Genomic DNA, 14210 nt, shown 5'->3' with positions numbered 1-14210 from the left:
CCGGCCTGCCGGGCCCCTTGGGGACATACGAGGAAGAGCGGGTGTGTAGTTGCGGTACAGGAAGTACCGCTGAGCCGATCACGGTCGGCTGGGCGGTGCGCCGCCTGACCGCGCTCCGGTGATCACCCGACAAAGGCGGTGCGGGGAATGTCGGGTGATCGGGGCCGGTGTCGCCGCACGATGGGGGCATGGATGACACGACCTTGGTATCCCGTTTCCTGCGCGACGGCTTCGTGAAGTTGGAGGGCGCGGTAGCGCCGCGTGTGGCCGCGGACTGTGCGCGGCTGCTGTGGCGGGAGACGGGCTGCGACCCGGACGATCCGGCGACGTGGACGCAGCCCGTGCACTGGGTGGCCGGCATGGCGCAGGGGCCGTTCGCCGCCGCGCCCAACTCTCCGTCCCTGCAGCACGCGTACGACCTGCTCGTCGGCGCGGGATGCTGGGAGCCGCGTTACTCGCTGGGCACGTTCCCGCTGCGCTTCCCGCACGAGGAGGAGCCGGACGACGCGGGCTGGCACATCGAGGGGAGCTATCTGCCGGAGGGCGAGAGCTGGTACTTCACCAATCTGCGCTCCCGGGGCCGGGCGCTGCTGATGCTGTTCCTGTTCAGCGAGGTCGGTGAGGAGGACGCCCCGACCCGGATCCGGGTCGGCTCGCACCTCGATGTGCCGAAGGTGCTGGAGAAGCACGGGGAGGACGGGGCGAGCGGGCTGGCCCTCGCGCCCGACCTGGTGGCGGCGTCCGGCCACCGGCCCGTCGTCCTCGCCACCGGGTCCCCGGGCGACGTTTTCCTGTGCCATCCGTTCCTGGTGCACGCGGCGCAACCGCACCATGGGGTGCGGCCGCGCTTCATGGCCCAGCCGCCGCTGATGCCGGCCGCGCCGTACGAACTGGAGCGGGCCGACGGCGCGTACTCACCCGTGGAGATCGCGATCCGCCGGGGCCTGGGCCAGGACACCCCCGGCCCGGACGGGGACGGCACCGATTGCAGCGCAGCGTAACCGTGCCTCACGACCACCGCTGGCAAAGTGGCCGTGAGAGAAGAGGAAGGAGGCCGGGCATGCTGGAGCGGCTGAACCAGGCCATGGAGCACATCGAGTGCCATCTCGACCAGGCCGTCGACATGGAGGAGCTGGCACGCATCGCGGCCACCTCTGAGTACCACCTGCGCCGGATGTTCTCCGCGCTCGCGGGCATACCGCTGTCGGAGTACATCCGGCGCCGTCGGCTCACCCTCGCAGGCGCCGAAGTACTCGCGGGACGTGAGACGCTGCTGGAGATCGCGGTGCGCTATGGCTACAGCTCCGGCGAGGCGTTCGCGCGGGCGTTCCGTGCCATGCACGGCATCGGACCGGGCGAGGCCCGACGTGCCGGCGCCGCGCTCAACTCCCAGTCCCGGATGGCCTTCCGCCTCACCATCGAAGGGAGGAGCAGTATGCGATACCGCGTTGTGGACAAGGCGGACTTCAACGTCGTCGGACTCAAGACCCGGGTACCGCTGGTGCATGCCGGGCCGAACCAGGCGATCATGGATTTTGTCCGCGGGATCGACCCGCCGACCCTGGAGCGCCTGGAGAAACTGTCGGACCAGGAGCCGCACGGCATCGTCGCAGTCTGCGACGGCATGGACCCCAGCCGCGCCGAGGGCACCGAACTCGACTATCACCACGGCGTCATCACCTCTCCGGCCGCTCTGGAGGGCACGACCACGTTGGCTGTCCCGGCTGGCACCTGGGCGGTCTTCACCACGTCCGGGCCGGTACCGCTGGCCATCCAGGAGCTGTGGCGGGACGTGTTCACCGAATGGTTCCCGTCGAACCCGTACCGCACCCGCACCGGCCCTGAGATCCTGCGCACCCGCCTGTCGCCGGAGAAGACCGAGGCCGACGCCGAACTGTGGCTCCCGGTGGAGCCCGAGCACGGCTGAACAAAGCGGCAAGCCCCCGGGGCCGGAGAAGGCCGGGCGCCCGACCTCCGAGACCTACGCCCCGGCCCTGGTCTGCTACGACGACGACCACACGGCGCCAACGGCTGGAACCTGCGCCTGACCCGATAGGTCACGCCTCCGTACGGTCCGGTGCCGGTTCTCCGGCACCGGCCTGGGCATCCGGTGTGAGTGGGCGTGTCGGTGGCAGCGGTTGTGCGTCAGCGGTGTTCGGTTGTTGATTGGCTGGTCATGCGGTGTGGGCGTGTGCTGGTCTGCTGTCATGAGGTGACCAAGTGGCTGCCGTTTAGCCTCGATCGTTCATGGGTCCTCGTCGGTTCGCTGATGGGGACTCTGTGCTTGCGAGGTGCGGAATTTCGTGGGCTGGGGCAGGTTGGCGGCCCGGCTGTCGCGTTGGGTGGGCGCCGGGTTCCACTGCTCCGGGATGTTGCTGGTTCGTCGGGGCGGTTGAAGTGGTTGGTCAGCCGGGGTTCGGCAGGGCTGCGAGTCGCTGGATCGCGCGGGTGATTACATCCGTCCAGGGCCATCGGGCGGTGAAGCGGAGCCAGCGGCGGCGGCCGGTGGTGACCAGCTGGGCAGCAGCGGAGAACAGCCGAAGGCGGAGCCGCTTGGGTTCCCAGCGGCGGGTTTTGCTGGTCAGGGCGAGCATCGGCATCCAGGCGAGGAGGTCGAGTGCGAGGGAGACGATCTCCAGCCAGATCTGGTTCTGTGCGGTGTCGTGCAGCGGCAGGTTGCGCAGGCCGGTGTCGCGGGCGTTTCGGATCCGGTCCTCGCAGCGGGCCCGCCGTCGATGACGTAGTTCCAGGTCGGCGAGCTGGCTGCCCTTGGTGTTCGTCGCGAAGCAGGTGAGCTGGAGTCCGTCGAGGTCGGTGAAGCGCAACTGGGCTCCGGTGTGCGGGCGTTCTTTGCGGACGATCAGCCGCATCCCTTTCGGCCAGGTGGTCAGGTCGGGCATGTCGGTGATCTCTGCGACCCAGGCGCCGGGCCGCTCGGTGCCGTCGGCGTCGTAGGCCGGTGTCCATGCCTTCTTCGGGATCTTCAGGACGGCCTGGTGGATGGCGTCGGTGATGGTCATTCCGACGGAATACGACAGCCACCGGCCCGGTTTGGAGAGCCAGTCGAGGAAGGCATGGGTCCCGCCGGCGGAGTCGGTGCGGATCAGCGTCTGCCGTCCCCGCCGCAGGTGCTTGGGAAGTTGAGCCACGGCGAGGCGGGTGGTCTCGATGTGATCGCTCGCGGTGTTGGACCCGGCGTTGCCGGGCCGCAGCAGCGCGGCCACCGGTTCCCCGGACCCGCTCTGGCCGTGGTCGACGGACGCGACGAGCGGATGATGACCGAAGGTCTTCTTCCAGGTCGCGGTGGCGTCCTGCTTCTCGGAGTGCGCAAGGACGAGCACGCCGTCGATGTCCACGATCGCCGAGCCGTCGGCGGCGGGACCGTTCGCCCCGGCCAGTTCCCAGACATGCGAGCGTACTTCCGCCCGAGCCGACCGGATCGCGGTGAGCGACTTCGGTCCGGCAGCGGCAAGGGCGTCAATGAGCCGTGAAACCGTCGGGTCGGATGCCACTGGTCCGAACACGTCGGGCTCGGCCCGCAGCATGGCGACATCGGCGAGGCAGTCCCCGCCCAGAGCGACTCCGAGCGCGACATCCAGAAGGATCTTGCCTGGATCATGCACCGTCCGCGGTTCGCGCCACGGCTCCAACGCCGTCGATATCGCGGTGTCCAGACCCAACTTGCGGACCGTCTCGACCAACAGCACCGCGCCGGCCTGCGAGACCGTCCCGCTGCCACCGCCCTCGACACGGACACGCGGGTACAACCCGATACGCTTACTCACCTGGAGAGTGCTTCTTTCCGTGCAGCCAACAGGACCCTAGACAAGTCCCATCGTTGCAGGTCAGAAGCACTCTCCGCTTATTTGATCAAGACCCGGACAGGCTCACTCGCGAAAGCCCGAGGCTAGGTTGGATGTCAATGAGTCTGCTCGTGCTGACGCTGTTCGGGGTGATGTCCGGAACCTCGCTGACACGACGGTCATGTTCCTACTGACATATTCTGTGGCTGGTGCCGGTTGCGACACGTCTCTTGGCGTGGTGCTCACTGAGACGCGGGTAACTCATGCGCGAGGTGGAGTGGCAGAGGTGGCGGACCGTCCTCCCTTCCGGCCTCTGTGCCGCAGTAGCGCGGCTTTACGGGCCTGTTTCAGACGCACGGAGACGCCCCCGCCTGGTCGCGGTGCTGGTGGCACTTGCCCGGGCTGTCACGGGGAGAACCGCTCCGGGCGGAAGTCCGCGAGCATCTCGTCTCTCTTCCCGCTCAGGATCTCCGAAGCAAGCAGCCGGCCGATTACCGGCCCGAGCGTGATGCCGCTGTGGGAAACGGCCTCGTAGTAGCCCGGCACGGACGGTACCGCTCCCACCGAAGGGAATCCGTCGGCTGGGATGGGTCGGTTGGCTACCCGCGTCTGAGCGATTTGTGAGCTGCCGAGCTCGGGAACGACGTGCCGCGCCGATTCGTGGAGCAGCCCTGCGAGTTCCGCTGGGTCTTCGCCTGTGTCGATGAGTGCGTCGATCTCGCGGCTGTGGAGGACCACCGAAGAGTCTCCGTCAGGACGGATCTCGATGTGAGGCGCGTGCATGGCCCGGTGAACCGGGACCTGAGCACAGCCGATCCGAGTGACGACGCCGGGTTCCCGGCGCATCGGCAGGTGCCGTGCGATGAGTCCGGCGACGTGGGAGGCGCCGGGGCCCGCTGCGTTCACGACGATGTTGACGTCGAGATTGGTCCCATCGGATAGGGCAACTGTCCGGATGCTCCCGTCAGCACCGATACTGATGTCACAGACCGCGGTGCCGGAGCGGCGTTCGGCGCCGGATGCTACGGCCTGGCTGACCAGGCGGCCGACGAGATGACGTCCGTGCACCCAGGCTTCGTCGGGGTAGAACACGACTGGAACCTCGCCGGGCATGGTGAGAGCAGGTTCGAGGCGGCGGCGCACCTCGGCCCCCGTGCGTACCTCGACTTGGTAGTCCCAGCTAGCCAGCAGTTCGGCTGTTTTCAGGAGCTTCGCCTGGGCTGCGGGATTGTCTGCCCAGCGCAGGTGGCCAGTGGGATACCACCAGGAGTCTGGCCCGATGGTCCTGGCAAGTTCATGATGCGCTGCCATGCCCGCGACGTTCAGGTCGAAGTAGGACTTGCGCGCGGTCTTGTTGCTGGCGTTGACCCAAGAGAAAGACCAGTTGGTGACGCCTTCGCCCGGTTGGCCTGCGTCGATGAAGACCACCTTGGCACCGTGCCGGGACAGGTTCCAGCCCACGCTGGCTCCGAGGGTGCCCACTCCGATGACAGCTACACATTCCGGCCGCTTCGCGGACCCGATCCTCACAAGCGTCTCCTTCTCGGATCACCGGCGAACTCGACTCCCGTTTTCAGCATGCAGGCATGTGGAGCGGTCCCGCTCCAGCCACGACTCGAAGCCGACGTGCTGCCCGGTCGTCGCCGACCAGTACCAGCCCGGGAAATGGCGCGAACCTCTTGCCCACCGAAACGGCCGTACCGGAACCACGTCCTCGAACCTGACCGTCGCACAGTCCAGCAGGGGACGCCGCCGACGCCTGCCTGCGGCATCCACGCACGACACCTCGACGTACGGCACGGCCTCGTCCGTCCCAGCCGGTACAGCCATACAACACCCCCAGCGCGCTCACCCCGCACGACTAGGTTCGCTGTCATAGAAGCCGAAACGGCTGGGTTCGCTGTCAAATGCCTCGATTGGATGACAGCGGTCAAACGGAATGTGTGCCAGAACCCGAGAACCCGACAGCAGATGTTCACCACTTCGGAAGGCGCCTGAGAGGGCCCCGGCATCGAACTTGGCGGCGTCCGCTGACATCCCGGCTGGATGGTGTGGGTCTATTCGATAATCCGATCGAAGAACAGGACTCCGGCGGCGGTTGCTGCCGCGCCAGCCGTGACTGCCACTGGCCAGGGGTTCGCGGCGAGGAAGGTCAGCAGGCCGGCACCAAGGCCGACGAGTGTGGCCAGCAGGAAGATCATGGCGGATCGCTGGTTGAGCAGTGGCCTGTTCGCGTCGGGCTCGGGGGGATTGGTAGAGGCCATCGGTCGTTCCTCACGGGTCGGTGGCGGGTGGAGTGTGTGTCGGGTCTCGCCTGACGGTTTCTGCATTGGTTGGGGTGTATGGCGGCATCACGGAGTAGCCCGGCCGCCTTTGAACGCCGTGCTTGTGGCGGTGGTTGCGCGCGCGGTACGCGCCGCGCCCGCTCTCTACATGACCTGCTCCAAGATGATGGTGAGGTCTTCGTCCTCAAGCGGCAGGATCCCCGCACTGCGCTCGTACTCCCGACGCGCGGTCTCCAGCAGCAGGCGCCAGGAGGTCACTGTGGGGCGACGGCGCAGCAGGGCCCGGCGCTCGCGCTCGGTCATGCCTCCCCAGACGCCGAACTCGATCCGGTTGTCCAGGGCGTCCCCCAGGCATTCGGTCCGCACGGGGCATCCCGTGCATACGGCCTTCGCCCTGTTCTGTGCGGCGCCCAGGACGAACAAATCATCCGGACCGGTGGTGCGGCACGCTGCCTGGCTGATCCAGTCGGTGACCCAGTCGGAGGAGTGCCTGGGCGAGGTCGCGGTATCGGCCGAGGTCTGGGTGATGCCGACGGCGTCGGTGGTGAGTGCTTGGCCGATGGCGTCGTCCTCCAGCCGACTGTGGCCGATGGCCGGGTCATAGTCGGCGTACTCCTCGTCCAGGGCGGCACGGGCTGCCTGTGCCAGCTCGTCGATGTTCATGCGTGCTGCTCCTTTCCGCGGCCGAACCAGGACGGGCGGTAGTTCTCCAGGTGTTCCGCCAGCCGCTGTCGTCCGGCGGAGAGATGCGAGGACACCGTTGAACGCGTGATGTCCAGGTAGAAGCCGATCTGTGTGGGCGACAGATCGAGGAAGAGGTGGAGGCGGAGGCAGTCGGCCTGCTGTAGTGGCAGCAGTTCCAGCGCCTTCTCCACGTCGAGGCGGCAGATCAGTTCGCTGATGCCCCCGTCCGTAGCCGGCCGTTCGTTCATGGTCGTCAGCGGCAAGGCCCTGGGCCTGCGGTCTGTTGCCCGGAAGTGGTCCGCCAGCACGTTTCGCAGGACCTTGAAGCCGAATGCCGGTCGGTTGTCCGCCGACAGGAACGACTGCCCGGCCCGATACAGGTGCAGGAATGTCTGGCTGACCACGTCTTCGGCCTCGTCACGGGTGATACCGCGACTGCGCGCGTACTTCAGGAACACCACGCGGTGAACGTCGTGGAAGTCCGCCAGCTCGTGCGGAAGGATCCCCTGACCGACGCCGGTGTCTACCGCAGGTTTCGCCGAAAGCGCCCAGGGACAGGTGCGGCAGTCGGGCTCGGGTTCCGTGCGACGGCAGACCGGTTGGGAGCAGACAGGCTCGGAGGTGATCGTCATCCTGTGCTCCACCTCCCGCTATCCGCCCCTGCCCGTTGGTTGCGCATCCGGCCCCTCCCGAGATCTTCGACAGCGCACTGCCCTGTACAAGGGATGCCGTCGGCACGCCGCAAAGCGTCCAGCGGTCCGGCGAGCTTTTTTCGCCGTCTTCTGCATGCGCTCTGCAACGGGCCTTCGCAGGCGTTGTATCCGCGCGGCTGCTGCTTGTCACCGTGTGGGGCAGGCGGCGCGGTCGGCTGAACGGGTCGTGGCGGAGCCGGGACACAGGCCGCCCGGAAGTGTCGGGAGCGGACCGTCGCCTCCAGCCTGACCCGTGCGAATGCCGACGTGATCCCGCCCGCCACCGTGGTCTCTACAGCAGTCGGCCAAGCATGTACCGCCACCGGCCCCGCCCCCACACGCCAACCCGCAACGTCCGCAACTCCCCGCACGCGTCGCCCATCCCGGTACGCCGAGGATGCCACCGTCACGGATCTGCGGGTGAGGCCAGGGGTTTCGGTACGCAGCCGTAACAGCAGCAGTCGTCGACAAGACCACGCGGCCCGCCCTGCTGAGGCTTACGCTGTGCCTCCCCTGTCTTCCTGGGTGCGGTGGGCGATCCACTCCGGATCGCGTACGGGCGCTGGTGCCCGCGTCTCGGTGGCCGGGGTGCGTAGGATGCGCCAGCTGGTGCGTGGCGTTGTCACGGTGGCCGCCAGGACAACGACGGCCTGGCGGCCGTTGCCGCCCCGGGCCCATGATCCGGTGAACCGGATCTGATCGGCTGCCCAGGCGCCCAGCCGCTGCCAAGGCCGCAGCCGTCCGAGTAGATAGCCAGCTGTGAGGGCGGCGGCTACGGTCTTGACGGCGTAGGTCACAGCTGCATCCCGGCGGCGGTCAGCACAGCGCTGTCCAGGGGCGGTTTTTCTGATCAGTGGGTGGTGGGCTGGCCTGGGCTGATCAGTTTGGTGTGGGTGGCGATAGTGTTCCGGGTCGAGCTCTCACCGCTTGGTGATGGGGGACCGGGTTTCAGTTCTCTGAGCTGAGCTGCTGTTTCATCAGGTGGAGCGGGTGCTGGTCAGGTGTGGTCATGCTCCGGGTGTGTTGATCAGATTCGTTGAGTGCTGGTATGTGGTCATCCAGTACAGGGCGGTGTCGATGTCGCGGGCGGTCCAGTTGCGGATGGGGTCTGGAGCGGCGGTCAGGAGCTGGTCGATCGCTTCTATGTAGCGGCTGTAGCGTCCGGGTGCGTGGCTGAGGTTGATGCCGAGGGTGTGCAGTCCGTTGTGGGCTCGGCGGTCGTAGACGGCCATGCGGTCCGGTGCGGCTGCTGTGAGGACGGCGGAGGCGAGGGCGTCACCGGTGCGGAAACCGGGTAGTGAGGCCAGGGCTGCTCGGCCGGCTTGCGCTGCCGAGCTGCGGCTGAGAGAGGTGTCCCGGGCGGCGGTCGCGGCCGCGGCGGTTGCGCGGCGTACGTCAGCGTCCGCGAGCGCCATGAGTTCAGAGGCCCAGGGCGTATCGGCCCTGAGCCGTTTCCACATCAGCAGTGCTCCGATGTCGGCTTTGCCGATGCTTCCGCTGGTGCACGCACGGCGTGTCACTTCCTGCAGGGTCTCGTCGTAGTAAGGGCTGACGGTCTCGGTGTAGGCCTGGTGGGCGGCGGCGAGGCGCTGCCATCGATCGGGCGCGAGGGCGAGTGGTTGGTCTGTCACGGCTTGCTGCTCCGTCTTGTCCGGAGGGATGCGGCAGGGGGTGGTCAGCCGCTGACTGGGGGGTTGCCGCGGTGTTCCCGGAGTGCTTGGAGGATGCGTGCCGGGTGTTCGTTCTGGGGGTTGTCGGGGTCTGCTGGGGCGGCGAGGAGTGGGCCGAGGCGGCTGTGCAGCGTGTCGAGGCCGATGAGCGCGTCAAGGCTATGCAGGGTGTCGCTGTCGATGACGGGGAACGGTGGCCGGTCGGGCGGGAGGAGCACGGCGAGGACGCCAGCCTCACCCTCCACGAGCGCGCCGGGTTCCGCGTCATCGGCCATCGTGAGCGCATCGGCCGCCACTGGCGCGACGTCGTCCTCCTGGAACGCCGCAGCCCCACCGTCACCTGACGCGCAGCACGGCTCCCGGCACATCTGGCCCCTTCGGCGTGGCGTCCGGGGCTCACCGGTACGGCGGGCCGGTGAGCCGGTCAGCCCGGGAGTGCCGTCTTCGGGGGTGCGGTTCCATGCCTGCCGGTAGCGCTGAAGTTCGTCGTCGGGGAGGTCCAGGTGGCCTTCGACGCGGATGCTGGTGGTGTCCCACGGTGAGTTCCCGCCGCGGCGGGGGGTGAGCAGGACACCGAGCGTGGCGGTCTGCTCAGCCAGTCCGGTACGCGTGGTGACCTCGTGATGCCGCAGCAGCACGTAAGCCTGAAAAGCGGCTTTGACGCGGGAGTCGAGAAGGGTGGCCGCTCCGAAGATGAGCTGGCGGGTGTCGTCCTCGTGGAGCATGCGCCGAAAACGCCATTTGCAGTGTTCCTCGGGAACCTCGGGTACGTCGCGGAGCATGTCGGCGAGCAGGTGACCCCATTCGGTGCGGGCGTCGACGGGCAGCCGGTCGAGGTCGTACAGGAGAGCGAAACGGTTGGCTTCGGTCAGCGGGGGCTTCAGGGGGCTGAGGGCTATGTCCTCGAACAGCAGGCGGATCACGAGGTGGGCCTGGGTGCCGTCGTCCCCGGCCGGGGCCTGAGGCAGCAGCGGGGTGGAGTAGGCAACGCCTCCGGGGCCCACGAGCTCCGTGTCGAACTGCGCCGGCGAGGCGTCGGCGTCCGCGGCGGCGAACTCGTAGTAGCGCACCGGTTCCTCGCCGAGTGGGACAGAGGGCTCCTTCGCGGCGCGGAAGAGGTAGTCCAGCACTGCAGTGGTGGAGCGCAACTGGTCGAAGAGGAAGTCCCAGTCGCGGCGGGTCAGCGCGATCCCCGGCATGCCGATCTCCTGCCAGGTGACCACCGTGCCCGCGGGGACACCGGGGTGGTCGAGCAGGAACACGGCTATCCACTCGTAGGCGTTGCCGTCGACGTTCAGGATCCGCTCACGGCCGTTGACCATGTCGGCTGGCATCATCCGCAGTTGCCGGACGGTCCCTTTCGCCTGGCTCATCGCCTTGGTGGCCACCTTCTTGATCCAGGCGGCTTCTGCGGTGTCGTCCTTGGGCGCGATGGTGCGGGCCTTGACCTGCACGACCGCACCTCGATGGCCGGCCAGCAGCAGGCGGTCACCGAGTTCACGGAGGCCTGATCCTTTCTGGGCGTGGGCGGCCTGGCGGAAGACGAAGTCGGGCAGACCCCAGGCCGCCGCGGCATGATGGGCCGCCTGTTCCGCCGCAGGGCCGTGCTCGACGCCCGGGGCCAGAGGCAGCGCCGGCGGGACACGGCGGGTGTAGACCCCGGCCGGAGGGTCGACGACGAGCGTCAGCGCGGTGGCATCGTCCTCGTCGACGAAGCGCCACAAGGCAGAAGGTGATGGGGTCATGGGCGCCATTAGACGCGACCGGTCGCCCCGGGCGCCCAGGTTTTCCGCACAGGCCGGCACTGTGCCTGGCCGCGCATCAGCTAGCGGTGGTTTGTTGACGGCGGGTCAGGGCCGTAGTAGGCCGGTAGCAGAGGAACGTCGCCTCGCCGCCTGGGGGCTTGTGATGACTCGCCGTCTGCCGTGTCCGCCCGCTCCGGGCCCGCTGGAAGCCTACGCCGCGCGCTTCGATGACCTGCTCTCGACGTTGGCACAGCGCCGCGGGTTCCGCGAGTACCTCGCGGGACTGCTGCTGCCGCGGGACCGGAACAAGACACTGAGCTGCCTGGCCGGCGCCGAACCCGTCGTCGGGGCCCAGCGCGCCTCGGTACAGCGGCTGCAGTTCTTCCTGTCCGAGTCGTCCTGGGACCACGAGCAGGTCAACGCCCGCCGACTGGAACTGCTGCTGACCGATCCCGCGACCGCCCCGCACCCAGGCGGGGTGCTGGTGATCGACGACTCGGGCGACCGCAAGGACGGCAAGGCGACCGCGCACATCGGCCGCCAGTGGCTGGGCCGGCTGGGCAAGACCGACAACGGCATCGTCACCGTGACCACCTGCTGGGCCGACGAGAACCTCTACTACCCGCTGCACGCCGTGCCCTACAGCCCCGCCCATCACTTCCCCAAGGGCAAGAGCGACACCGGCTTCCGCACGAAGCTGCAGATCGCCGCAGAACTGGCCCACACCGCGAAGGCTGCCGGGGTGGCCTTCCGCGCCGTGGCCGCCGACTGCGCCTACGGCGACCAGGACGGCTTCCGCAGACAACTCGCCTCGGCAGGACTGCCGTTCGTCATGGCTCTCAAACCGAGCCACGGCACCTGGGCCCACGGCAAGGATGCCTACACCCCCGTCCATGCCGCCCACGCCTTGACCTGGACGGACCCCGAGCACCCGGGTGGCTGGACCTCCGTCGAGCGCACCTTCCGCGACGGACACACCGAGACCTGGTGGGCCGCCGACGCGACCCTTGGCTGGTGGGGACCCGACGGGAACGTCCGTCTCGTCGTGGCCACCACCGACCCGGCCACCCTTCCCCCGCAAGCCACCTGGTATCTGGCCACCGACCTGCCCCGCCCCGGCGGACCCCGCGAGGCCGACAACCCTGAACCGGCCGCCGACCTGCATGAAGTCGTCCGGATCTACGGCATCAGGCACTGGATCGAGCAGAGCTACAAGCAGATCAAGGACGAACTGGGCTGGGCCGACTTCCAGGTCCGCTCCGATACCGCCATCCGCCGCCACCAGACCCTGGTCACCTGCGCGTTCTCGTTCTGCTGGGACACCTGGTTCGCTCAACCTCCGGACCGGGAGCCCGCCGTCGTCCCCACGGCCCCGCCGACTGTCACAGCGGTGGGGCCGGCTGAGAGGGGGCCCAAGCAGAACCCACCAGCCCCAACCGGCCAGCTGGCCGCAGGCAATCCGCGCCGTCCGGGCCTGGCTCGACCCCTGGACCACCCTCCAACGCTGCTGGCGAGCCTGGAGCAACGCACCCCCGCCACCCGAACTTCAAGCCCTGATCAACGCCGTCGGCGCAGGCCACCCACTCGATCTCTACTCCCCGGTCTAGGTCCTGTTTCTCGGATCTCCTGACCTGCGAGGGGTGTTGGGGCCAGGCTGGGTTCATGGGCCGTGGGGATCTGACGAATGCGGAGTGGGATCGGCTGGAGTCGTTCCTACCTCCTGGTGGTACGCGTGGAGGTCGGTGGAGCGATCACCGCCGGGTGATCAACGGGGTTCTCTACCGGGTGCGGACCGGCGTGCAGTGGCGGGATCTGCCGGAGCGATTCGGGCCATGGGAGACGGTCTATAAACGACATCGTCGCTGGTCAGCCGATGGAACCTGGCAGATGCTGCTGTCTCGCATCCAGGTAGCCGAGGACGCCGAGGGCGGCATCGACTGGGACGTGTCGGTGGACTCGACAGCCGTGCGAGCCCACCAGCACGCCGCCGGTGCGAGGAAAGCGCCCCCGGCCGCCGTCCCTCAAAGGGGGGCCAAGTGGGGGACGAACCAGGTCGATCCGGTACTGCGGAGACTGACCATCCGCCTGGAGGAGGTGGTCAGGTCGGCGAATGTCTGGGACGTTCCCGCGGAGGATTCACCACCAAGATCCACCTCGTTGCCGAGGGACGATGCCGGCCCCTCGCCTTCGTCCTGACACCCGGACACTACGGAGACGGACCCCAGCTCGAGCGGGTGCTGGAACAGGTTCTGGTGCCGCGAGCCGGAGTCGGCCGGCCACGCACCCGGCCCGACCATGTCTTGGCGGACAAGGCCTACACGTCCCGGAAGAACCGCCGCTACCTGCGACGACGCGGAATCCGGCACACCATCCCCGAACGTCTCGACCAGCAGAGACACCGCAAGAACCGAGGTTCACGCGGCGGTCGGCCTACCGGTTTCGACAGCGAGCTCTACAAGAAGCGCAACACCGTCGAACGCACCATCAACCGCCTCAAAGGCTTCCGCGCCGTCGCGACCCGCTACGAGAAACGCGCCTACATCTACCTCGGCACCGTCACACTCGCAGCACTCATGATCTGGCTCCGTACATGATCCGAGAAACAGGACCTAACAAACCACCGCTAGTTGTTGCGGGGCATGACGTTGATGGCGCTCGCTTGCCGGCGTGCGGCGAGCCGATAGATTCTGGACTTCAGAATCTATAAAGCGTTACGGTGAGCGGCATGGGTAGGCCACGGTCATTCAGAGAGTCCGACGTGCTCGACGCGGCGGCGGGCGAGTTCCGCGTGCACGGCTTCGCCGACACGTCGACCGAGAAGCTCTGTGAAGCGGCGGGCGTGCGGCGTAGCAGCCTCTACAACGCCTTTACCTCTAAAGAGGAACTGTTCGTAAGGGCGCTGGAGCGCTATGTGAACGTCACTGGCGGCAGGCATGAGTCGATCCTGACCGATGAGAAGCTCAGCGGCGCGGCGCGCTTGGCCGGCCTGCTCGGTCTCGTGATCGGCGAGGAGCGCGAGGCGGCTGTCCGAGGGCACGCCGCTGGATGCATGGCGGTGGCCACACGCATGAATCCGGATCTGGGAGTGCGAGACGCTCGCGTCGAGCGGATTCTCGACGGGGCTCTGCAGCAGCAGATCGCGCTGCTCAGTCAGGCCCTCCGTGCGGGACGGCTCGATGGCACCTTGAGGTCGGACTTGCCGGTGCGGGAGGCTGCGCTGTCCGTCGTCGCCCTCATCTCTGGGTTGCGGGTCATGGCCCAGGCCGGTACTCGACCTGAAGAGCTCGACCGGATCGCACGACTGGCGCTTGGGGCGCTCGTGGCCTGAGCG

The 14210-nt window shown here is 67.9% G+C and carries 12 protein-coding genes and 2 pseudogenes; 6 read left to right on the top strand and 8 right to left on the bottom strand.

Features of this window, described 5'->3' with window-relative positions; genetic code table 11:
* Positions 1-188 precede the first annotated feature (188 nt).
* Positions 189-1001, top strand: a complete 813-nt coding sequence (locus OG322_RS00420; protein WP_266413005.1) for a phytanoyl-CoA dioxygenase family protein — start codon at positions 189-191, stop codon at positions 999-1001.
* A gap of 59 nt (positions 1002-1060) precedes the next feature.
* On the top strand, positions 1061-1927 hold the full coding sequence (locus OG322_RS00415) for an AraC family transcriptional regulator (protein ID WP_123466040.1): 867 nt from the start codon (positions 1061-1063) through the stop codon (positions 1925-1927).
* Positions 1928-2405: 478 nt separating this feature from the next.
* Here the strand turns inward: OG322_RS00415 and OG322_RS00410 are convergent, their stop codons facing one another.
* The 8 genes and pseudogenes from OG322_RS00410 to OG322_RS00375 form a co-directional block, all read right to left on the bottom strand.
* Positions 2406-3785: an IS1380 family transposase gene (locus OG322_RS00410; RefSeq protein ID WP_329305863.1), complete on the bottom strand. Its 1380-nt coding sequence runs from the start codon at positions 3783-3785 to the stop codon at positions 2406-2408.
* Positions 3786-4208: 423 nt separating this feature from the next.
* The gene (locus tag OG322_RS00405) at positions 4209-5333 is read right to left on the bottom strand and encodes an NAD(P)/FAD-dependent oxidoreductase (protein ID WP_329305862.1); all 1125 of its coding nucleotides are present in this window, start codon (positions 5331-5333) and stop codon (positions 4209-4211) included.
* 60 nt (positions 5334-5393) lie between these two features.
* A pseudogene (locus OG322_RS00400) lies at positions 5394-5633 on the bottom strand (TnsA-like heteromeric transposase endonuclease subunit); the annotation flags it as partial.
* A 227-nt stretch (positions 5634-5860) separates the two neighbouring features.
* The gene (locus tag OG322_RS00395) at positions 5861-6067 is read right to left on the bottom strand and encodes a hypothetical protein (RefSeq protein WP_123466047.1); all 207 of its coding nucleotides are present in this window, start codon (positions 6065-6067) and stop codon (positions 5861-5863) included.
* Between the two features lie 165 nt (positions 6068-6232).
* Positions 6233-6616: a WhiB family transcriptional regulator gene (locus OG322_RS00390; protein WP_123466571.1), complete on the bottom strand. Its 384-nt coding sequence runs from the start codon at positions 6614-6616 to the stop codon at positions 6233-6235.
* A 131-nt stretch (positions 6617-6747) separates the two neighbouring features.
* Positions 6748-7404, bottom strand: a complete 657-nt coding sequence (locus OG322_RS00385; RefSeq protein ID WP_123466049.1) for an RNA polymerase sigma factor — start codon at positions 7402-7404, stop codon at positions 6748-6750.
* A 557-nt stretch (positions 7405-7961) separates the two neighbouring features.
* Entirely contained in the window at positions 7962-8261 is a 300-nt protein-coding gene (locus OG322_RS00380) for a hypothetical protein (RefSeq protein ID WP_123466051.1), read from the bottom strand.
* Positions 8262-8471: 210 nt separating this feature from the next.
* The gene (locus OG322_RS00375) at positions 8472-9095 is read right to left on the bottom strand and encodes a hypothetical protein (protein WP_260147226.1); all 624 of its coding nucleotides are present in this window, start codon (positions 9093-9095) and stop codon (positions 8472-8474) included.
* Positions 9096-9361: 266 nt separating this feature from the next.
* On the opposite strand from OG322_RS00375, the pseudogene OG322_RS00370 reads away from it, so the two are divergent.
* From OG322_RS00370 to OG322_RS00355, 4 genes and pseudogenes are all read left to right on the top strand, one after another.
* Positions 9362-9478 (top strand): annotated as a pseudogene (locus OG322_RS00370) (GNAT family N-acetyltransferase); the annotation flags it as partial.
* A gap of 1564 nt (positions 9479-11042) precedes the next feature.
* Positions 11043-12509 (top strand): IS701 family transposase, encoded by a 1467-nt coding sequence (locus OG322_RS00365; protein ID WP_329305861.1) that lies wholly within the window; start codon positions 11043-11045, stop codon positions 12507-12509.
* 32 nt (positions 12510-12541) lie between these two features.
* Positions 12542-13473, top strand: a protein-coding gene (locus tag OG322_RS00360) for an IS5 family transposase (protein ID WP_266411293.1) whose coding sequence is annotated in 2 segments (ribosomal slippage) — positions 12542-12889 and positions 12892-13473 — 930 coding nt in all. Because the reading frame shifts where the segments join, the coding sequence is not laid out codon by codon here.
* A 164-nt stretch (positions 13474-13637) separates the two neighbouring features.
* Positions 13638-14207, top strand: a complete 570-nt coding sequence (locus OG322_RS00355) for a TetR/AcrR family transcriptional regulator (protein WP_260147227.1) — start codon at positions 13638-13640, stop codon at positions 14205-14207.
* Positions 14208-14210 lie beyond the last annotated feature (3 nt).

Source organism: Streptomyces sp. NBC_01260, assembly GCF_036226405.1.
Classification (GTDB): Bacteria; Actinomycetota; Actinomycetes; order Streptomycetales; family Streptomycetaceae; genus Streptomyces; species Streptomyces laculatispora.
The sequence above is the reverse complement of the archived record's forward strand: the minus strand, read 5'-3'. Positions and strand labels throughout refer to the sequence as shown.

Bases quoted from the DNA above. Each gene is read 5' to 3' on its own strand.
- OG322_RS00365 (WP_329305861.1), top strand. From the start codon at position 11,043: ATGACTCGCCGTCTGCCGTGTCCGCCCGCTCCGGGCCCGCTGGAAGCC.
- OG322_RS00415 (WP_123466040.1), top strand. From the start codon at position 1,061: ATGCTGGAGCGGCTGAACCAGGCCATGGAGCACATCGAGTGCCATCTC.
- OG322_RS00420 (WP_266413005.1), top strand. From the start codon at position 189: ATGGATGACACGACCTTGGTATCCCGTTTCCTGCGCGACGGCTTCGTG.
- OG322_RS00395 (WP_123466047.1), bottom strand. From the start codon at position 6,067: ATGGCCTCTACCAATCCCCCCGAGCCCGACGCGAACAGGCCACTGCTC.
- OG322_RS00385 (WP_123466049.1), bottom strand. From the start codon at position 7,404: ATGACGATCACCTCCGAGCCTGTCTGCTCCCAACCGGTCTGCCGTCGC.